15 protein-coding genes are annotated in these 20,624 nt (G+C 60.3%); 8 read left to right on the top strand and 7 right to left on the bottom strand.

Translation table 11 applies throughout. The annotated features are described in order from the left end of the window. Positions 1-62 precede the first annotated feature (62 nt). The 6 genes from AC3WLF_RS07970 to AC3WLF_RS07945 all read left to right on the top strand — a co-directional run bounded on the left by AC3WLF_RS07970 (position 63) and on the right by AC3WLF_RS07945 (position 7,542). Positions 63-1,763, top strand: coding sequence for a long-chain fatty acid--CoA ligase (locus AC3WLF_RS07970; protein WP_492358097.1), 1,701 nt, complete (start codon positions 63-65; stop codon positions 1,761-1,763). A gap of 500 nt (positions 1,764-2,263) precedes the next feature. Continuing rightward, positions 2,264-3,388, top strand: coding sequence for a porin (locus AC3WLF_RS07965; RefSeq protein WP_492358029.1), 1,125 nt, complete (start codon positions 2,264-2,266; stop codon positions 3,386-3,388). 614 nt (positions 3,389-4,002) lie between these two features. Further along, positions 4,003-4,839 carry a phytanoyl-CoA dioxygenase family protein gene (locus AC3WLF_RS07960; RefSeq protein ID WP_492358096.1) on the top strand — a complete coding sequence of 279 codons (837 nt, stop codon included), beginning with the start codon at positions 4,003-4,005 and terminating at the stop codon, positions 4,837-4,839. A gap of 38 nt (positions 4,840-4,877) precedes the next feature. Then, positions 4,878-5,273 (top strand): RidA family protein, encoded by a 396-nt coding sequence (locus AC3WLF_RS07955; protein WP_492358028.1) that lies wholly within the window; start codon positions 4,878-4,880, stop codon positions 5,271-5,273. A 216-nt stretch (positions 5,274-5,489) separates the two neighbouring features. Next, positions 5,490-6,491, top strand: a complete 1,002-nt coding sequence (locus AC3WLF_RS07950) for a hypothetical protein (protein ID WP_492358027.1) — start codon at positions 5,490-5,492, stop codon at positions 6,489-6,491. 343 nt (positions 6,492-6,834) lie between these two features. Next, complete coding sequence (locus tag AC3WLF_RS07945; RefSeq protein ID WP_492358026.1) at positions 6,835-7,542, top strand: TetR/AcrR family transcriptional regulator; 708 nt, start codon at positions 6,835-6,837, stop codon at positions 7,540-7,542. Between the two features lie 845 nt (positions 7,543-8,387). On the opposite strand, the gene AC3WLF_RS07940 is transcribed toward AC3WLF_RS07945, so the two are convergent. Next, positions 8,388-9,011, bottom strand: a complete 624-nt coding sequence (locus AC3WLF_RS07940; protein WP_492358025.1) for an HAD domain-containing protein — start codon at positions 9,009-9,011, stop codon at positions 8,388-8,390. Then, positions 8,965-9,306 (bottom strand): hypothetical protein, encoded by a 342-nt coding sequence (locus tag AC3WLF_RS07935; RefSeq protein WP_492358024.1) that lies wholly within the window; start codon positions 9,304-9,306, stop codon positions 8,965-8,967. The genes AC3WLF_RS07940 and AC3WLF_RS07935 overlap by 47 nt, the downstream gene beginning before the upstream one ends. A gap of 88 nt (positions 9,307-9,394) precedes the next feature. On the opposite strand from AC3WLF_RS07935, the gene AC3WLF_RS07930 reads away from it, so the two are divergent. After that, a complete protein-coding gene (locus AC3WLF_RS07930; protein WP_492358023.1) occupies positions 9,395-9,628 on the top strand; it encodes a helix-turn-helix domain-containing protein in 234 nt (77 codons plus the stop codon). Between the two features lie 459 nt (positions 9,629-10,087). On the opposite strand, the gene AC3WLF_RS07925 is transcribed toward AC3WLF_RS07930, so the two are convergent. From AC3WLF_RS07925 to AC3WLF_RS07905, 5 genes are all read right to left on the bottom strand, one after another. Next, the gene (locus AC3WLF_RS07925; RefSeq protein WP_492358022.1) at positions 10,088-11,773 is read right to left on the bottom strand and encodes an integrase; all 1,686 of its coding nucleotides are present in this window, start codon (positions 11,771-11,773) and stop codon (positions 10,088-10,090) included. 302 nt (positions 11,774-12,075) lie between these two features. Further along, on the bottom strand, positions 12,076-13,650 hold the full coding sequence (locus AC3WLF_RS07920) for a site-specific integrase (RefSeq protein WP_492358021.1): 1,575 nt from the start codon (positions 13,648-13,650) through the stop codon (positions 12,076-12,078). After that, positions 13,640-14,932 (bottom strand): site-specific integrase, encoded by a 1,293-nt coding sequence (locus AC3WLF_RS07915; RefSeq protein WP_492358020.1) that lies wholly within the window; start codon positions 14,930-14,932, stop codon positions 13,640-13,642. The genes AC3WLF_RS07920 and AC3WLF_RS07915 overlap by 11 nt, the downstream gene beginning before the upstream one ends. A 443-nt stretch (positions 14,933-15,375) precedes the next feature. Further along, the gene (locus tag AC3WLF_RS07910; RefSeq protein WP_492358019.1) at positions 15,376-15,954 is read right to left on the bottom strand and encodes a single-stranded DNA-binding protein; all 579 of its coding nucleotides are present in this window, start codon (positions 15,952-15,954) and stop codon (positions 15,376-15,378) included. 183 nt (positions 15,955-16,137) lie between these two features. Continuing rightward, positions 16,138-17,388: an MFS transporter gene (locus AC3WLF_RS07905; protein ID WP_492358018.1), complete on the bottom strand. Its 1,251-nt coding sequence runs from the start codon at positions 17,386-17,388 to the stop codon at positions 16,138-16,140. Between the two features lie 367 nt (positions 17,389-17,755). Between AC3WLF_RS07905 and uvrA the strand changes: the two genes are divergently transcribed. After that, positions 17,756-20,620 carry an excinuclease ABC subunit UvrA gene (gene uvrA / locus AC3WLF_RS07900; RefSeq protein ID WP_492355860.1) on the top strand — a complete coding sequence of 955 codons (2,865 nt, stop codon included), beginning with the start codon at positions 17,756-17,758 and terminating at the stop codon, positions 20,618-20,620. The last annotated feature ends 4 nt before the right edge of the window (positions 20,621-20,624 follow it).

Below are 20,624 nucleotides of genomic sequence, written 5' to 3'. Positions count from 1 at the left end.
AGAGACGCCGTGACAGAGACTGGCACGACACGCCCCAACACATGAAACCCCATAACTCTGCCATGCCCGCGCTGCACGCTGCACACTGGCCGTCCGGCCTTCCGCGGCACCTGACCTTGCCCGAGACCAGTCTTTGGTTCAACGCTGAAGTCTCCGCACGTCGGTTCCCAGACAAGCCGTTCATTCTCTACTACGACTCACCGCTGACATTCTCCGAGTTCCACGATCAGGCCGAACACCTGGCCGGTTACCTGCAGCAGGTATGCGGCGTGCAGGCGGGGGACCGGGTACTGCTGTACCTGCAGAACAGCCCACAATGGGTGATCGCCTATTACGCGATCCTCCGCGCCAACGCGGTGGTGGTGCCGGTCAACCCCATGAACCTGACTGAGGAACTCGCGCACTACGTCAGCGACAGTGGAGCGAGCGTGGCCATTGTGGCTCAGGACCTGCTGTCCCGACTGCAACCGCTGCATCGTCCCTCGGGCACGAGCCGCGGCGACGCGCTCGATCACCTCGTGGTGGCCACTTACGGCGACTACCTGCACATCCCGACCGACCTTCACCTCCCCGATTTCGTCTGCGCGGCGCGTCAGCCAGTGCAAGGCAGCGGGCTGCACGCCTGGGCCGACGCACTGGCCGCCGCCCACAAGCCCGGGCCTCACACAAGCGGGCCCGACGATCTGTGCGTCATGCCATACACATCGGGCACCACCGGCCGTCCGAAGGGCTGCATGCACACCCACCGCAGCGCACAGTGCACGGCCGTCGGCCCCATGCAGTGGACGGGGCGCAATCAGGACGCTGTCATTCTCTCCGTGCTGCCCTTCTTTCACGTCACCGGCATGGCGACCTGCATGAACGGCCCGCTCTACCTGGGCGCCACCATCGTCATCATGTCGCGTTGGGACAGGGACACCGCGGCAGAACTGATGCAGCGCCATGGCATCACAGGCTGGCTGGCCATCAGCACGATGGTGGTGGACTTTCTCGCCAACCCTCACCTCGGCGACTACGACCTCTCGCGCCTGGCCAGTATCCGCGGCGGAGGCGCCGCCATGCCCGAGGCAGTAGCCAAAAAGCTCAAGGACCTGCTAGACCTTGACTACCTTGAGGGCTACGGCTTGTCCGAAACCATGGCCGCGACCCACCTCAATCCGACGCACCGCCCCAAGGTCCAATGCCTCGGCATCCCGGTGTTCGACGTCGATGCGCGCATCGTGGATCCAGTGACCCTGCAAGTGCTGCCACAAGGCGAAGCCGGCGAAATCGTCATCCACGCCCCGCAGGTGATGCAGGGCTATTGGCGCAACGAAGCGGCCACGGCAGAGGCCTTCATTCATCTCGACGGCAAGCGTTTCCTGCGTACGGGTGATCTTGCGCGCATCGACGAAGACGGATACTTCTTCATGATGGATCGGCTCAAGCGCATGATCAACGCGTCTGGCTTCAAGGTCTGGCCTGCCGAAGTGGAAAACCTGATGTACCACCACCCGGCAATCCAGGAAGTCTGCGTGATTGGCGTGCGCGACACCAAGCGCGGCGAAACAGTCAAAGCCGTCGTCATACTCAAGCCCGACCAGCGCGCTCACGTGTCCGAGCAGGACATCATCGATTGGGCCAGCCAACACATGGCGACCTACAAGAGTCCACGCATCGTCGAGTTCGTCGAAAGTCTGCCAAAAACCGCTTCCGGCAAGATCATGTGGCGGCAATTGCTGGAACGCCAGAGCGAATTTGACAGCCAGGGAAGCGGCACATAACTACCTTCCGGAGCCCCGCACGACGAGCAGCTCTTCAAAAGTCGCATGCGAAGGCGTCCGTAGCCTGGCGAACTCATCTCCCTCTTGTCGCATCGACGAGGCGACGCGTGAGTTTGCCAATACACCCGCAGAAGGCAGTTTGCGCACCTGCCCCCGCTAAGTGACACACCGGCGCAGATTCGCAGGACGGCCACCAATACCACATCGTCGCCCCCTGTGTGCATATCGCTCGGGTGCCATCCGATCCGCAGCGGCGGGCGACCTGCTGCCGCTACTTCTACCGCTTAGCCAGCGGCTCTGTTGCAGCGCATCCGAGGAACAGGGAAAACACTGATTCCTTCTTTAACATTACACTTGTTATTCTAAACATCTCGCAGCCGACTGTATTGCCGTGATCTTTCAGAAAAGTGCTTGTCAAAGGGGCAAGGGAAAGGATTGATCAATTTCTCAGATGTATTTCATAACAAATAATTATTGACATAAGATGGAGGAGAAAAACTGTGAAGATTAAATTTGGCTTGGTGGCGGCTGCAGCAATGGCGGCAGGCAGTGTCCACGCGCAATCTGGCGTTACGTTGTACGGCGTTGTGGACGCCGCGCTTCGCTATACCACGAATCAGCCCAGCGCAAATGGTCCAAAGAGCCAGGTTGCGCTCGGAGAAGGCCCATATAACGGAGGCCGATGGGGCCTTCGTGGTACAGAAGATCTAGGGGCAGGTTCCCAAGCGATTTTTGCTTTGGAAAGTGGTTTTATGTTCGATACAGGGAAGTCTAGCCAGCAGGGTCAATTGTTCGGGCGTCAAGCTTGGATCGGCCTGTCGAATAAGACCTGGGGCACGCTTAAGTTAGGACGCCAGTATGGGTCCGCACAAATTCTTCTTTGGAATTTTGACCCACTCTACACGTCAAATTTTATTGAAATTGGATGGGAATATGGGTTTCCCGGGGTGCGGTTCGACAATACTGTTGAATACTCCAACACTTGGGGTGGCCTGAATGTAAACGCGCAGTACTCGCCCGGAGAACAAACTGGAAACACGTCGCGAGGTCGAACCACACAATTTTCGACCACATACGAGACGGGAAATCTGATGTTCGGCGTGGCAGCGCAACAGTCGACAGATGCTAATGGCAAAGATCTGAGGCTGTGGGAAGCCGGCGCACGCTACGCCTTTGGCACCTTTATTGTGATGGGCTATTACATTGACTCTCGTCGCGACGCCGGCTTTCTCGCTGGCGCTAGTGGCACTACCGCACCGCTGGCTAATGCGAGCTTCATTAGCAACGCCAATACTGTAGCCGGTGTGAATACACAGACCTCTTTGCGGCACGACCGCGCCGGCGTTCTCGGCTTTCAATATCGGCCTCAAGGAACTGCGTGGAGCTTTTATGGTGCATACATGAGAGACAACGTAGCTGGTGCATCGCGAGGCGCGTCCGGCATTATCCAAAGTGCCTATCTCAGTGCCATGTACAGTCTATCGAAGCGAACCGATGTCTACGTGGAAGCGGATCATAGCTGGCTCAGAGGAGCTTCTTTGACAGACCCGAATAGCCCGATTGGTACCTTCGGTGGCGCCAGCAATCGCACCGGGGTGGCACTTGGCATGCGCCACAAGTTCTAACCTTTAAGCATGAGCCTAGTCCGATTTTCATAAAGCGGTAGGCGCTGCCTCGCTTTGCCTAGCCCGAGTCCGCTGCTCGAGAGGTAGCTAGCGGACCCTGCAGATGAAGTCTTGCTACCGTCGCGGTTTCCAATCAAGGGCGTCCGCCTTCTGCGCAACACAGGTGACGGGTCACGCCAGAATCCACCGCCCTCGCCAGTTGGCCACCCACAAGTGCAGATGCCCGGCTTCGCCGGACGATTCCTATCGTGAACCGAGGAACTGTCCTTTGCGAGGAGCCTGTTTGCTCCCGTTGCTCGTTCCGAAGATTTGGATGTGACATTGATCACCACACTGTCTCGCTTCTTGTTGCCTAGACTTAAGACAACGATCGTTGTGTAAAATATGAAATTCGACTATTCTTTCTTTATCACCAGAACAAAGGTGAGCGATCGTGGAGGTTGCGATGGATGAATCATCGCGGGAACGTTCCGAGGCCCGTTGGCACGGATCCCGTTTTTGCCGGTGCACTAACCGGCCATCGGCGGCTTCCGACTGCAGGCAGTCTTCATGATTTCAACGTGGAGACCGATTTCCACTACCTCAGGACCACATCTCAAGAAGAGAGACTCATGATGCTTACCACCCAGTCCCAACGAGAGGCGTTCCGCAACGACGGCGCCACCCTCATCAAGAACTGCCTCAACGAAGCACAGTTGGCACAGTGCTATGAGGTGTTCCAGTGGAACATGGCCAACCCGGGCCCGCACCTCTCTAGGCAACAGAACGGGGACACGCTGGAAACCCATATCGACAACGCCAACCCCTACTCCAAGGAAAGGCTGGATTCCCTTGCCGCAGCAATGCCGTTTGGTCAGATCTTCCAGGAGCTGTGGGGCTCGGAACATGTCTGGTACTTTGCCGAGGAGATATTCGCCAAGCAAAACGGCAAGAGTATGCGTGGCCCGTGGCACCAGGACACCGCGAATCTGCCTTGGGCTGGTCCCCACTGGGGCAACGCCTGGATTACCTTCCAGCCCATCCCCAAGAAGAATTCGCTGGAGATCATTCGCGGCTCCCACCTCGGCATCCAGTACGACGGCGCCAGCTTCAGGAACCCCGACGATCCGACGGATCCGCTCTACGGCGATGGCTCCCTGCCACGCCTGCCACATATCGACAAGGAACTCGCGGCAGACCCCAAGGCCTGGGACGTGATGTCCTGGCAGATCACCCCCGGCGATGTCGTTTTCCTTCATCCGCGCTCGCTACACGGTGGCGCGGCCGTCGACGCTGAATGTCCGACCCGCCACACCCTGGTGATGCGCTTCTTTGGCGACAACGCCACGTTTCGCACCCTGCCGATGTCGCACCCGCGCTATGCGCGCAATGGCCCGCTCTTCAGCAACGAAATGGCGAAGCTCAACGAAGGGGACCCGTTCCGCTCGCCCATTTTTCAGCAAGTCGCCTGACCAGGCAGTACGAGGAGCACCACACCATGAAACGACAAATGATCAACCCACCGCTGACCCAGGCATCGTATGAGCGCCTGCACTTCTCGGCGGCAACCCGTGTCGGCGACATGATCTGGGTGTCCGGCCAGGTCGGCATCGATCGGGCAAGTGCCACCGTGGGCCAGGGCATGGAGGCGCAGGCCCGGCTGGCGTTTGAGAACCTGAAATCCGTCCTCGAAGCGGCAGGCGCCACCATGGCCGACATCGTCGATATCATGACCTTCCATCTCAGTATGCAAGGAAGCGATATGCAGGCGTTCGCCAAGGTCAAGGATGAATTCCTGCCCGACCGCTATCCCTCGTGGACGGGCGTTGGCGTAACCCAACTGGCGCGCCCCGAGTACCTGGTCGAGATTCGCGCCGTTGCGGTGGCTGGCTGCAGCGCCGACTGACGGCCAGATGCCGCGGCCTGCGGGGCGTGGCAATTCCCGTCCCTCAATCCGTCTTGCCGCTCGCAGCTTTCCTGGAAACGCGTTGTCTGATGCGCCGGGATGGCTGTCCCCTGAAACGGAGCCACGGACCACTTCATGCACTCGTTTGTTCGTGCAGCCTTTGAAAGAAGCATGACCACAGAACAGCGAACACTTGAAAATCGAAAGGAAATTCGCATGACCAGCACCAAAGCACGACGAGTCGGCATTTATGGCTCCGGCCGGGCAGCCGGGCAGATCCTCAACGCCCTGGCATCCAGTACGCACACCCTGACCGCTGCGATCGTCTTCTTTGATGAGCAGGCGGGTCAGGACATCGGGACGCTGATGGGTAGTGAACCTGTCGGAATCTTGGCGACGACAGACCTGGAAGGCGCGGTGCGCTCCGGCCAGTTTGATGTGTTGCTCTACGCTGGCCTGTCGGGCGATGTCCTCTTCAAGACCATGGAGCTGTGTGCCGATTTCGGTGTCGATCTGGTACATGCCTGCTTCGTGCACCCGCGCCTGCGGCTTGCGCCGGAACTTTTTGCGCGCCTGCAGAAGCGCGCAGCGGAAACAGGTTCGCGGATTGTCGGCACGGGCATGTTGCCGGGCCTGTGGCTGGATGTAGTCCCCTCGGTGCTGACAAGCGCGCTGCCTGCCCCGGTCTCCATCATCGGAGAATCCCTCTCGGACATCACATCATGGGGTTACGGGGTACTGAACAACGAACTGGGCATAGGACAGCCTCCGGCTCCGCCCGGATCAGCGGACGGGCACCCATCTAAGATCGGTCTTATCCTTCGAGAATCGGCAGAGATGATTGCCGAGGTGCTGGGCCTGAACGGTGCGCAATCGGAGGAGCGCGGTGGACTGGTGATCGCCGAGGCCCCCACTGAGGTTCTCGGCATCCAGGTTCGCCCAGGGGACCGCGTGGGCTTTGACGTCTCCGCCGTGGTCGTGCACGGCGGAAAGGAGAGAGTACGGATCGCATGGAAAGGCGTACCCAACGGCTCGTTTCCCGACTTTAAACCTGCTCTGACGATTAAGGCCATCGGCGGCGATGGCACGGAGATCGTCCTGGACATCACTCGCCCAATGGACCCTTACCCTGGCACGGCGGCGCGCTTCATCCACGCCATCACCGGGGTGCAATCACTTCCTGGCGGACTGCACACGCCTGTGCAACTCAGCATCTGATTGGCGCTCTCGCGGATGAGCATCCGCGAGACGACGGATGCAATGGCCTTATCCAATATCCCGAAAATGACCGTATAGCTCAGGTCGAAGCACCGCACAATCGGTATTGTGAACTGTGTGTTACACAGAGGCCTTCACCGCCACGCCCAGGAGGAACTCCCCCAGATCCGTCCGATGAAACGGAACGCTCTCGACGGGCCCCGCACATCAGCCGGTGCCCATCCCAGTGGTCGGCATGCAGGATGTTACACTTGAACGCAGGCTCCGCCCTTGCATTTGTTTCGATACCGACAGCGATAGCGAGGCGGCTTCGTTTTGATAATGTCTGGCTATCGTTGATTGTATGACCAACAATCGCACCCTCTCTGGAAGCACCCGCCGCCATGCCGACGACGGTGAAGTGGCACCGGCCGTCCGGGCACGTGGACGACCTGTGGGGGACCGCGAGGCGAAGCGGGCTGAGTTGCTGAAGGCAGCTATCTCAGTTATCGCGCAAGAAGGCCTGGCTGGCGCTTCACTGCGCAAGGTGGCGCAGCGTGCGGGATGCACGACGGGCGCAATGACCTATTACTTCGAAAATAAGGAGGGAATGGTCGCTGCGATTGCCGAAAATCTGTTCGACCAGTCCAACAGGGTGCTTGGGGGGACCCAGGATCGGATTGATCTCGCGACTGGCTTCCAGCGCTGGTTTGGGATGAAGACGGACGATCCGGACGTATGGCTGGCGGGGTTTCAGTTGCTGGCTTACGCGCGGCACAAGCCGGAGTTCGCTGCCATCTATGAGCGGCGATACAAGCAGTATCGCGAGGCCCTGACTTCGATGCTCTCGAAGGGACAGAGTCGCGGCGAAATCCGTGGCGACATCCCTGCCGACCTGCTGGCAGACCAACTCTGCGCGATGGGCGACGGCTGGATGATGATGCTACCGATCGAACCCAAGCGGTTCAAGCCGGCCAGAGTGCGGGCCCTGCTGGAGGCGACGATCGCCTTGATCTCGCAGCCCGCGCCGCAAGCAGGTACGACTCATAAGACAAAGCGTCCCACACCTTGACCGTCTCTTGGTGGCGTACTCCGGTGTTGATATCGGACAGGTTGCATCTGCGCCATCGCAGCAGCGAACTCTCTGCAATTCCTGCATACCATTGACGCCAATGTGCCTGCCAAGCTCGTCGCGCGTCTGATGATGGAGGCTATGGCACGCACAAGACGCCTTCGATAAAGGCTTGGCTTGGCTGGCAAGCGTCGTCCAGACGCACCTCATTGTCAAAATTGTAGACGACCGTAGTTGGGCGGAAAGCCGACGTAGTTGAGCGTGGGACGAACGGCAGCAATTGGCCGACTCGGCCGTTCGGCGCTGCGTAGTCGAATGACTCCGCAGGGTCGGTTGCGACCTCGACAACGTCACTAGGCAGGCCGGTGAAGCGTAGAGCCTTCACTTTCGCCTTGGCGTCTCTGATTTATGCGCCTGGGCAATTGCCGAGCGAGCAGTGGTGGAAGTTGCCTTGTAACGGCCCGACAGCCCGGTCTCAGCGAGCGGGCCAGCCGCGTCCCGCCGCTTGAGCGCCTTCACGCGTCTACAGTTGACGGTGTCGTAAGCTATGGCAGGCGCACCTGCCTGTCCAAGGTCATCTAATTAGAGCGCCGTGATGACGTTGGAGGTTCGCCGCATGCTTTCCCAGTCATTCCGACGCGCTGATACCGTATTGCGAGACTGAGAGCCAGCTTTGGCAACGATCCAAAGCTCTATGACATCGTCCGGGCCATCGCCAATAGCGCTCTTGATGTATTCTCTTTGCCGGACTAGGCGGCGCATGCGCCTTCGCCACGCACGGCGCCGATTCGCTCGGACGCAATACTCTCTGCGGTGCCACGCGGCCGCTTTTGCAACGCGCCAGTTCATTCGGCCCTAGTGAGCCTGCTCCGCAATGCGGCTTGTGCACCGACATCAGAAAGTCCTCGGTCGCCATCTGTGAGAATAAGACGAGCCTCAAGGAGTGGGCTCCACCCTTCTCCGTCGTCGTCCACCGCGAGCCAGTGCTCAACCCGCGCCCCCGCACGACTAATGTACGTCGCAATTTGCTGATAGCGCGACGCCGCAACGAACCAGTTGCTATCGAGGCGATGAGCGCCCTCACTATTGCGCCCCATCGCTGAATGCCATGTTCCCCCAATGACGCGATCGCGTAGCTCCTTGGGGAGATAGCTCTTGGCCCGACTGAATCCTAGAAGGCGAACCCATGACGTCGAAAGGACAATCTTCAGATCGGGGTAAGGTGCCAGAATTCGGGCAAGGATGGGGGCCCACATGAACAGTTCACCATCTGCCCGCAGCACCGGGCGGCCGTTGATCAAGTAGACATGATCAGGGTGCAAAACCCCGTCATAGTCGAGAAATAGGATCATTGGCTTGAGCAGTAAACCAACACGAAGCGGTTGCGAGAGACGCGACGTAGCCAGATGCGAAGCCACGAAATCAACGTAAATCGTCCCAAGCGCAATAGCGTTGACCGTCTCTTGCATGGAAAAGGAAGTCGTGATCGCGCTCCTCGGGTAAGAGCTTGACCGCCAGCCATTGCGCGCCCTCGAGTGTGCAACGAAGGGAAACCTTACTACCTTGCTTCAGGCAGATTTCCAGCCTTTCTAAGTCCTCAAAAAAAACTGCTTGCGCGACATCTGCTTGTTCTACGACAACGTGTAAGCCGAACTTCGACACTTCGACTTCGACCTTCTTTCGATCGGTCTGGACCTTCAGTTCAGCCTTTACGGATCTGCGGCCTTCGGCCACCGCTGTTCGGCGTGCGCTACGTGAGCTCATACGAGTTTGTGTATTCAACGAGGGCCCGCATTCTATCCTCAATTATCCTATTTTGGGATTTTTTGAGATCGATGGTCGCATTCGCGAGATGAAGACCATCCATTCCGAACGGTACGCGGTCGTCGTCGCCGAACTTCGCAAGGCCCGACTCGAACGAAAAGTGACTCAAAGCTCACTAGCAGAGCTTTTGCAAAAGCCGCAATCGTATGTCGCTAAGGTCGAATTGCTGGAGCGGCGGCTCGACATCGTCGAGGTTGTGGACTGGCTGCATGCGATCGGGCTCGAGCCTGCCACCTTCTTCCGGCGTTTTGATTGGTGGTAGCGTTACGGCTGCCTCTTCGGTTTCTGCACAACGCGACGCCTTGTCTCCAGCGGTACCGTCGCTGCTCGATCAATTCGAGGTAACGGCCGGTTCAACTCGGCTTGCGACATGCCTTTGACGTAGGCGTTGTACTGCCACACTACGAACTGCTCGAGCAATGTCGCGTTTTCTTGCTTCAGGCGAGCGTTCTCATTTTCCAGCCGCGCAATGCGTTCCGCCGCTAGCCTGGTGGAGTGCGGGAGAGCCGGAACATCGCCCTCTCCGGATCTAACCCGAGCCTTCGCCAATGTGAATGCAGCTTGTATGCGGGCAATCCGAGACAAGGTCTGCCGTGTCGGACTCATACCGATCACGCGCACGCTCGCATCACTTAAAGCCGCCCATGTGAGGGGCCCCTTCCAACCGTCCAAAAGCTCCACGAGCTTGAGGATATCCCCATCCCTCAGGTGTCGCCCCATCTCAGTTCTTCTTCAAGAATAGACTCGGCGCCATAGTTGACTCCAACACTTCTGATCGGCCACGCAGCGTGCGCCGCAACGGACTAAAGTCGCCGTCATCTCGCAATCGGATGATGGTTCCATCGGGGATTGCGCGATCTTCTAGGATGGATATCAGTTCGGCCAATCGCGCCTTGGTCTTGGCGTGGATCTCGTACCATCGATCCGCCCCAGCCGAGCCTTGCGCGATTTCCCCTTCGGCACGCTCTACCAGTTCGGACACTTGTTGGTAGCGTTGACGCAACCGATCCACCCGGCTATCCCCTTTGATGCATACCTGCTCTGTGCAGTTCAGACAGTCGCGGAAGCGCTGGCACGGTGACATCACGTAGTCATGGATACAGAAGCCGAACTCCGTGACGTGAGCGGTCGGTATGGCAAGCGAGTTGAACTCCTGTCGCGTCATCGGCAATTTTTCCGCAAGCCGTTCCGATATCTCCTGGAAGGGGCGATCTAGCCTGAGATTGCTGTCATGAGACCGGAGCATCTCGACAAGCTCAAACTCCGACATGTGATCATAGGCGCGATTCTGCCGCACATCGATGCGCCCGGACCATCGCGCCAACTCCGCTTGGCCCAATCCACCACGTTGCGCCAAGGTGTTCAGGTAGTGACGAAATTGATGCGATGTGATCTTATGAGCCGAGGCCTCCGACGTTTGGTAGCCATGACGCTCAAAGATTGAGGGACTCTGAACTTGCGGGCGGTCTCCCATGTCGTTGTTGAACACGTTAACGTTCGGCCACGCCAGTTCAAGAGCACTGGGGCATTTGCAATCCGTTCGCAACTGCCCTCTGCGAAAAATGAACAGAGCATCTCGGCACTTTACGCCCCGGCTGGCATCGCGAAAGGGGAAACTCTTCGGTAATCGTTCGTGCGCCCATCGATTCAAATCGCGAAGCGTATGAACACGTTCAGCACTCGACAAGCCCAAACTAATCAAGAATCTGCGTCCGGCGGGCAACTGGCCAAGGCCTAGCGCCTCAAGTACCTCTTGGCTCCCTAGCGGCTGGCTTTCGCGTATGTCGGGCGAACTCTCATGTCTGAAGAACCGATTGGGGTTGTCCTCCAACCATGCGGCTAGGCGACGCGCCTCCTCTGTCGCGCGCCTTATTCTGGCAATCGCCTCGCCCGCAATGCTCTCCATTGACGATGGGATCCACTTGATCCCTGGCAGCCCGCCTTTCCCGGGCTGAAATCGCCATCCATATGCGCGAGTGCCATCCCTCTTCTCTTCCCATACCTCACAATCGGCGCGCAGCGCCAATAACTCGGAAATACGACATGGTGCGCAGAGCAACATCGCGGCCACACTGGAAGTGAAGATATCGCGGGCGTGCGTAGGATTCGATGCAAATATGGCAGCGATTGCATCGAGCGCTTCCCTTTCGGGTAGCCGACGATCCCGTAGCGCCTTTGCTTTCGCGCCGGTTCGGATCGAGCTATTCGGCCGGGAAATAGGGTTCCTCCATTCTATGGGCTGGTGCACACACCGCTTCGACGTTACGAAGAAAGCGAGCAACTGGAGTTCCCGCCCAACCCTGTAGGCGCAACTCGGCGAGTAATATTCGCGGGCAATGACCGCAGCACGATCAAAGGCCGCCATGTCGGCCCACGTCAAATCAGACCCACCTTTGCCGTCGAGCAAGGCGCGCTCCAGACACCTGAGCGCGAGAAGCTTACGTACGGCTGACTTGGGTTGGAGCCCCTCGTGGTATCTGCAGTAGGCTTTCGCGAAGTCTAGAAAGGGGGATGTCAGTACCAGTCGATCATCCAACTTGCGCGTGCGTTGATCGACGTTACCAAACGTCACGCCTGCCGCTGGCCACATATGGCTATCCCAGTCTAGGTCAGCGCCTAGTATCGTGAGCTCATTCCGGCAGTAATGAATGAAATCCTTCAGATTCCGTTTGACCGAGGTTCGACTACGGGGAGAGAAGTGAGCTATCGTCATCGACCGCTTCCTACGCTCATGCTGGCCTTCCGTCCGTCGCACAGCCGTATGACTTGGGCGACGGCTAGCATGGTGCGATCCGTGACAGAAGCTATCGTGTTGTCGCCTGTGAGTTGATTAACCCGCGCTCGATCCGCCTCAAGCCACGCCAGCACGCTGCGGTGCGGGCCATCCAGCCACGGTTGGAAGTGTTGGCACGTGTAACACGCGATCGGGGCGAGCGCACCGCAGAATCCGTAATGGCCACACGTCCCCACGCCATTCCCATCATTTGTTCTCACACGACTAGACCGGTCGTCACCGCGCACCGCTTCACTCTCGCGATCAACCAGGATGCCCGCGAACGCTTGCGCCATTGGGGCGAGTTGCATGGCCACAGCGGCATTGATAGCCTCCACGTGCTCTGGGACGTTTTCCACATAGACCTTGACATTCTGCGTGTCAGAATGATCCAACAGCTCGGCAATTACCAGCTCGCCGTAGCCTTCCCTGGCCGCCCGAGTGCCTAATGTGCGACGCAGGCGAATCGGGAAAATGCGCAATGGCGCACCGGTTCTTTCTGATTGAATTGCGAGCGTGCCGACGATTTCTTCCAAGCATTTCCGCATGGCATGCGTTTCCATGTGCAATGCTTCCGACTGCAGTATCGATCGAAGTGTCTCTACCGACTCGCGCCTGATGCCTTCGATATCGCTCCATTTCGGAAACATTGGCATGAGCTCGAACAAGTCAGGACACTGACGAAACGCAGGAATCCTTTGAACCAACAATGCGCGATGCTCGCATAACAGCTGATGTAACGCCTCACCGATGTCTGCGGTCAATGCACAGGGTTTAAATTCGCTGCGCCAATCCGCACCGCGCTGCTTTCGTCTGGGTACTTTCAGCACGTACTCTCGCTCTCCATTCGGAGTAGTCACGAAAACAAAGTCGCACATCTTCAGATCGCCAACTTGCGACGGACGTCTGCCAGTCGCGATCATTAGCCTTGCAAATACATACTCGGGCAGGCATATGAAGCCGGATTCATGACTTCGATCCAGGCCGGCTATCAACCCTTCGTACTCAAGATCAGATAGCGCTCCCTGAATGGGGCAACTCAGAGAAACTGCTTCGCCTTTGAGGTTTCCTCGGAGTCGCCATTCACTCAGTAGGTCTGGAACGCCATGCCCTATGCCTGGATAGCTCAACCTGCACCACGTTTTCAATAGTCCGGAGATGGCAGCCATGTACCATTCGTGTGCTCGGTCGAGTGTGCCCCGATAGGAGATCAAGTCCTGCGTGCGGATCTGACGAACCTTCCCATGCGATGCACGGTTGATAAAGCGCACGAATCCCGCCATGCGCCAAGCCAGATTGTTCGTATGCGCCGCAGAAGCAGTTACCGCATAGTGCGCCAACACCTTACGCATGCTGGTCCGAACAGGCTCGTCCGTCTGTTCGTCTATCCAACAAAGCGAAAGGTTTACGTCCCGTGACAAGCGCCAGCGATCGTCGAGCGGCGAGAACTCCGCCCCCCCTTTGGAAATGACGCGCTCAGCCCTGTCCTCCACAGCAACGTTACGGTTCATGGCGATCCTTTCCACTAGCCCTCAGCGCCTGGAGTTGCAAAGAAGCCTGCTTGGCCAGCTGTTCCGTGCGTCGGCGCAAATAAGTTGCCGCGCTGCCCGAAGCTTCTCGCCACCCCATCCAATAGGAGCGCATCTTTTCTTCGTCCGCCACTGAAGTATTGCTGGCGTCCATCCGCGCGGAAAATCGCTCGTTCCACGTGTGGCGCAATACGTGAGGCGTCAACGCGGCCAACTTCGGCTCGGCACTTCTCAACAATGCAAAGATTTTCTCCAGCCCTTTGATCGACATCGGCAACCCTTCATGCGGTCCGCGCTGCTGTGTCACGATCAAAAAATCGTGGCGCTTTGCGCGCGGCAACTTGCCACGATCGTGCAACACATACTCGTAGACCGCTTTCGACAGTTCCGGAGAAACGGGAAGCCTTCGGTCCAATGTCTTTGCAACAGGCTGGTTTGGTCGGGGATCCTGCGGGTCGTCGTGGCGACGAGCGATGATGACTTCGTTAGCCTGCAGATCAAAGTCTTGTATCTTGAGCGCGAGCAGTTCGCCGGCTCGCACACCCAGTTCGCTCAGCAAACCGATGATCAATGCATTGCGTGTGCGTAACGCCGGAGCGAATGGGTTGCCGGAGAATGATGGGTGTACCAGTTCCGCTAGTCGCTGTTGCGCCAAGGTGTCCAAAGACCGACGGGCGCCGAAATTGCTGCCGCGACGCATGCGTGGCCGGCTCATCTCGATGCGAGTCACCATTCGCGCTAGCGGCTTTCGATTGGCCTCGTCTGCGCGAGAGCGATCCAGAATATAGTTGCCGAGCCAATTCACATATTGGGCGATATAGCTCAGACGAATATAGTGCGTGTTCGTGCTGATGCGCGCCGGTGAACTGGCTGTCCGGGATAGGCGCGTGCCTTCCGTCCGGCGCGGCAACGCGATGACCTTTGGGCGAGCGTGTCCGTGAATAGCGCTCTTCGTCTGTGCGAACGCACGAAGAGATTCAATCTCCGTATCGTTCAGGAACGCCTTCGCCTTGAAGCGCTCCTCTAGGCTGATCCCTCGGTCGTCGGCCCAGCGGAGAAGCATTCGCAAAGCGGCGAGCACAGCGAGGATGGTGTTAGGCGCCTTGCTTGCATTGCGTACCTGAGTGGTGACATAGAGCGTAGGCAGGTAAACAGGTATGCCATGTCCGTCCAGCAACACCGGCACTCGTTCACCATCAGCAAACTTGGCGACACGGATACGGAATGGCCGACTTATGGAAGTGGTTTGATCCAGAGTTGGCACGCGCCACTGCTCCATCAAAAATGAGACGTGGCGATACGGTGACAAATAACAAACAGAACGTCAACGTTAGTTAATCTAACCCGTTCGGAAGAAAATTCCACAATCTCATGCCAACGCAAACGGAATTTTTAAAGGAACGTCGTTCACCATGATCAACAAGCGGAATGTCACTGCCGCTCAGCAACAATTGGCGAACACAATCGCAGTTCAAGGGACTTATTCCAAACGGACGGATTCGACGTAACAGACCAACAGACCAACAGACCAACAGACCCAATCAGATCTTGTGGTTGCTACCACCGCCCTACGCAAAACATGTCATTGCCCCATCGTGGAAAGAAACCAACAACCATGCCAGGCAAAACTACACACGCCCGGAATGAAAAAGCCCGCAATTAAGCGGGCTCCAAGGTGAAACTTTACAAAAGGTCGTAAGGTAGGACCTAGAACGGGATATCGTCGTCCATATCCTCGAAACCATTCGAGGCCGGCTGCTGCGGCCGGCGCGCAGCGCCACCGCCCTGGCCGCCACCCTGGCCGCCACCCTGGCCGCCACCCTGGCCGCCCGCCTGACCACCGCGGCCACCGCCGTAGCCGCCGCCCGACGCTTCGCGGCTGTAGCCACCGCCGCCACCTGCGCCGCCACCACCGTAGCCGCCTTCGTCACCGCCACCGCCGCCGCCACCCTGGCGCGAGCCGAGCATCTGCATCTGGTCGGCAACGATTTCAGTGGAGTACTTGTCCTGGCCCGACTGGTCCTGCCACTTGCGGGTGCGGATGCGGCCTTCGATATAGACCGACGATCCCTTGCGCAGGTACTGGCCGGCGATTTCGGCGATCTTGCCGAAGAACGAGACGCGGTGCCATTCGGTGGCCTCCTTCATCTCGCCGCTCTGCTTGTCCTTGTAGCGATCGGTGGTCGCCAGGCGGATATTGGTCACGGCGTCGCCGCTGGGCAGGTAGCGGGTTTCCGGGTCTGCGCCGAGGTTGCCGACGAGAATGACTTTGTTGACCGATGCCATGTGAATGTTCTCCAAAAGCCACGCGCTGTGTTGAAAAGCGTGGCAATACGATGACGGTAAAGCGGATGTAGTGTGACGCGATACTGCGGTGACGTAAACGAACATCGCGCCCCCGGCCAGACGTCGGGTGGCGCGATCATGCTAGGCCTTTTCCAGGCCGGATTCTTTACGATGTGATGCGGATCAGGCCGGCGTTGCCGGTGCAGCTTCCTGCCCGCGCGCCGGCGGCGCCTTCATGCTCCAGGCGATTATAAGCCAGAGCAACAGCACCACCGCGCAACCGACGAACACGGCGCTGCGCCCCTCGTGCTTGAGCAGCCAGCCACCGGCCGCGCCGCCCAGGAACAGGCCCAGCGCCTGCGTGGTGTTGTAGACGCCCAGCGCCGCCCCGCGCGCGGCCGCGGCGTAGCGCGACACCAGCGAAGGCTGCATCGCCTCCAGCACGTTGAACGCGACAAAGAAGAGCAGCAGCACGCCGACGATGGCCCACAGCCCGTGCACGGCGGCAAACAGCAGCTGCACCGCGGTCATCAGCGCGACCGCGCCCAGCAGCACCGGGCGCACGCGGCCGTAGCGCTCGGCCGCCATCATCGGGCCCAGCATCAGCACGAAGGACACCAGCACCACCGGCAGGTAGACCTTCCAGTGCTGGTCCAGCGGCATGCCGGCATCGGCCAGCATGGCGGGCACCACCATGAACATGGCCACCTGGGAAGCGTGCAGCGCCAGCACGCCGACGTTCAGGCGCGCCAGGTCGGGGTTGAGCAGCACCTTGCGGAACGGCAGGCGCACCGGATGCGGCGGCGGCGGGGTCGGCACCAGGAACAGCGTCACGCCGATGGCCACCAGCCCCAGCACCGACATCAGCCCGAAGATGCCGGACATGCCGATGCTGTGCAGCAGCGGCGAGGCGATCACCAGCGACAACGCGAAGGTCAGGCCGATGCTGCCGCCCACCATCGCCATCGCCTTGGTGCGATGGCGTTCGCGCGTCAGGTCGGCGATGCAGGCGGTGATGGCCGCGGAGATCGCGCCCGTGCCCTGCAGCGCGCGGCCGGCGATGATGCCGCTGAGCGTGTCGGAGAAGGCGGCCACCAGCCCGCCGGCGATGAACAGCAGCAGCCCGGCCACCATCACCGGCTTGCGCCCGATGCGGTCGGACAGCCAGCCCAGCGGGATGTGCAGGAATGCCTGCATCAGGCCATAGATGCCCATGGCCAGGCCCACGCGCTGGGCGTCGTGCCCGTCGGGCAGGCTGTGCGCGTATTCGGCAAAGACGGGCAGGATCAGGAACAGGCCCAGCATGCGCAGCGCGAAGATGCTGGCCAGCGACACAGCGGCGCGCAGCTCGGCGCGGGTCATGCGTTCGCGGGCGGGGGCCTGGGATGCGTCAGCGGCACCCGCACCCGGGGAAGAAGACTGGATCGACGGCATTGCGATCGTGGGATCGTGGAATCTGTCAGGCTGGCTGCCGTTGCATCGCAACGGCAGTTTCGATCGGGATCGCGGGGGGGAAGTTGCCGCCCGGAACCCGGGGCCGGCGGCGGCTTCGCCGGGCGCCTGCATGGCGCGGGCCACCCCGGAAACCGAAGTTGGGTATATTAACAGGTTTGCTCCTTCGCGCTTCCCGGGTCACCTGGCCATGCCAGTTGGCCCCCGGGCGTGTGCCCGGGCGCGCATTCCGGCCGTCGCCAGCGGTCGGAAGTGCCAAATACGGTACTTGTTTCTGGGTTTTGCGATTCCTTCAGACAGCCTTGCCAACCCCGGCAGGGCGGCCTGTCTGGCGACGACTTTTCGGCATATGGAAGAAATCAAGATCCGTGGGGCGCGTACCCACAACCTGAAGAACATCAATCTCGACCTGCCGCGCAACCGGCTGATCGTGATCACCGGCCTGTCGGGCTCGGGCAAGTCCTCGCTTGCCTTCGACACGCTCTATGCCGAGGGCCAGCGCCGCTACGTGGAGTCGCTGTCCGCCTATGCCCGCCAGTTCCTGCAGCTGATGGAAAAGCCGGACGTGGACCTGATCGAAGGCCTGTCGCCGGCGATCTCGATCGAGCAGAAGGCCACCAGCCACAACCCGCGTTCCACGGTCGGCACCGTCACCGAGATCCACGACTACCTGCGCCTGCTGTACGCCCGCGCCGGCACGCCCTACTGCCCCGACCACAACCTGCCGCTGCAGGCGCAGAGCGTGTCGCAGATGGTGGACGCCGCGCTGGCCCTGCCGGACGACACCAAGCTGATGATCCTGGCGCCGGTGGTGGCCGACCGCAAGGGCGAGCACTCGGACCTGTTCGACAGCATGCAGGCGCAGGGCTTCGTGCGCTTTCGCATCCGCTCGGGCGGCGGCACCGCGCACGAGGCCGAGGCCAAGGTCTATGAGGTCGATGCGCTGCCGAAACTGAAGAAGACCGAGAAGCACACCATTGAGGTGGTGGTGGACCGCGTCAAGGTGCGCGCCGACATCAAGCAGCGCCTGGCCGAGTCGTTCGAGACCGCGTTGCGCCTGGCCGATGGCCGCGCGCTTGCGCTGGAACTCGACAGCGGCAAGGAGCATATGTTCAGCTCCAAGTTTGCCTGCCCGATCTGCTCGTATTCGCTGCAGGAGCTGGAGCCGCGGCTGTTCTCGTTCAACAACCCGATGGGCGCCTGCCCTAGCTGCGACGGGCTGGGCCAGATCACCTTCTTCGATCCCAAGCGCGTGGTGGCTTTCCCCAACCTGTCGCTGGCCTCGGGCGCGATCAAGGGCTGGGACCGCCGCAATCAGTTCTACTTCCAGATGCTGCAAGGCCTGGCAGCGTACTACGACTTCGACACCGAGACCCCGTTCGAGGAGCTGCCGGAAAACGTGCAGCAGTCGGTGCTGCACGGCTCGGGCGAGCAGCAGATCCCGTTCACCTATATCAACGAACGCGGCCGCACCACCGTGCGCGAGCATGTGTTCGAAGGGATCATCCCCAACCTGGAGCGCCGCTACCGCGAGACCGATTCGGTCGCCGTGCGCGAGGAACTGGCCAAGTACCAGAACAACCAGCCCTGCCCCGCCTGCCAAGGCACCCGGCTGCGCACCGAGGCGCGCCACGTCAAGCTGGGCGAAGGCGAGCAGGCACGCGCGATCTTCGAGATCAACGGCTGGCCGCTGCGCGACGCGCTGACCTACTTCCTGACGCTGGACATGCATGGCGCCAAGCGCGAGATCGGCGACAAGATCATCAAGGAGATCTCGGCGCGGCTGAACTTCCTGAACAACGTCGGGCTGGACTACCTGTCACTGGAGCGCAGCGCCGATACGTTGTCAGGCGGCGAGGCCCAGCGCATCCGGCTGGCGTCGCAGATCGGCTCGGGCCTGACCGGCGTGATGTATGTGCTGGACGAGCCCTCGATCGGCCTGCACCAGCGCGACAACGACCGCCTGATCGGCACGCTCAAGCACCTGCGCGACATCGGCAACTCGGTGCTGGTGGTCGAGCACGACGAGGACATGATCCGCGCCTGCGACTACGTGGTCGACATCGGCCCGGGCGCCGGCGTGCACGGCGGCATGATCGTGGCCGAGGGCACACCGCGGCAGATCGAGGATTCGCCGGCATCGCTGACCGGGCAGTACCTGTCCGGCCAGCGCCGCATCGAGGTGCCGAAGGAACGCGCCGCACCCGACGATGAGCGCCTGCTGCGCATCGTCAACGCCAGCGGCAACAACCTGCGCAACGTCACCGCCGAGGTGCCGGTGGGCCTGCTGACCTGCATCACCGGCGTGTCCGGCTCGGGCAAGTCGACGCTGATCAACGACACGCTCTACCATGCGGTGGCGCGCCACCTGTACGGCTCGACGCCGGAGCCGGCGCCGCACGACCGCATCGAGGGGCTCGAGCATTTCGACAAGGTCATCAACGTCGACCAGAGCCCGATTGGGCGCACGCCGCGTTCCAATCCGGCCACCTATACGGGCCTGTTCACGCCCATCCGCGAACTGTTCGCCGGTGTGCCCTCGGCCAAGGAACGCGGCTACGATCCGGGCCGCTTCTCGTTCAACGTCAAGGGCGGGCGCTGCGAGTCCTGCCAGGGCGACGGCGTGCTCAAGGTCGAGATGCATTTCCTGCCCGACGTCTATGTGCCGTGCGATGTCTGCCACGGCAAGCGCTACAACCGCGAGACGCTGGAAGTCCTGTACAAGGGCAAGAACATCTCCGAGGTGCTGGACCTGACCGTCGAGCAGGCGCACGAGTTCTTCAGCGCGGTGCCGGTGGTGCGGCGCAAGCTGCAGACGCTGCTGGACGTGGGCCTGGGCTATATCCGCCTGGGCCAGTCGGCGACCACGCTGTCGGGCGGCGAGGCGCAGCGCGTCAAGCTGTCGCTGGAGCTGTCCAAGCGCGATACGGGGCGCACGCTCTACATCCTGGACGAGCCCACCACCGGGCTGCACTTCCACGATATCGAGCTGCTGCTCAAGGTCATCCACAAGCTGCGCGACCAGGGCAATACCGTGGTCATCATCGAACACAACCTCGATGTCATCAAGACCGCGGACTGGCTGATCGACATGGGGCCGGAAGGCGGCGCCGGCGGCGGCCAGGTGATCGCGCGCGGCACGCCGGAGGATGTGGCCAGGAGCAAGGCGAGCTTTACGGGCAAGTATCTGGCACCGCTGCTCAGGCGGGCCTGAGCGT

It is taken from the genome of Cupriavidus sp. FW306-01-F10A, assembly GCF_058782785.1.
Note: the sequence above shows the minus strand (reverse complement) of the source record. Positions and strands in the feature narration are given on the sequence as shown.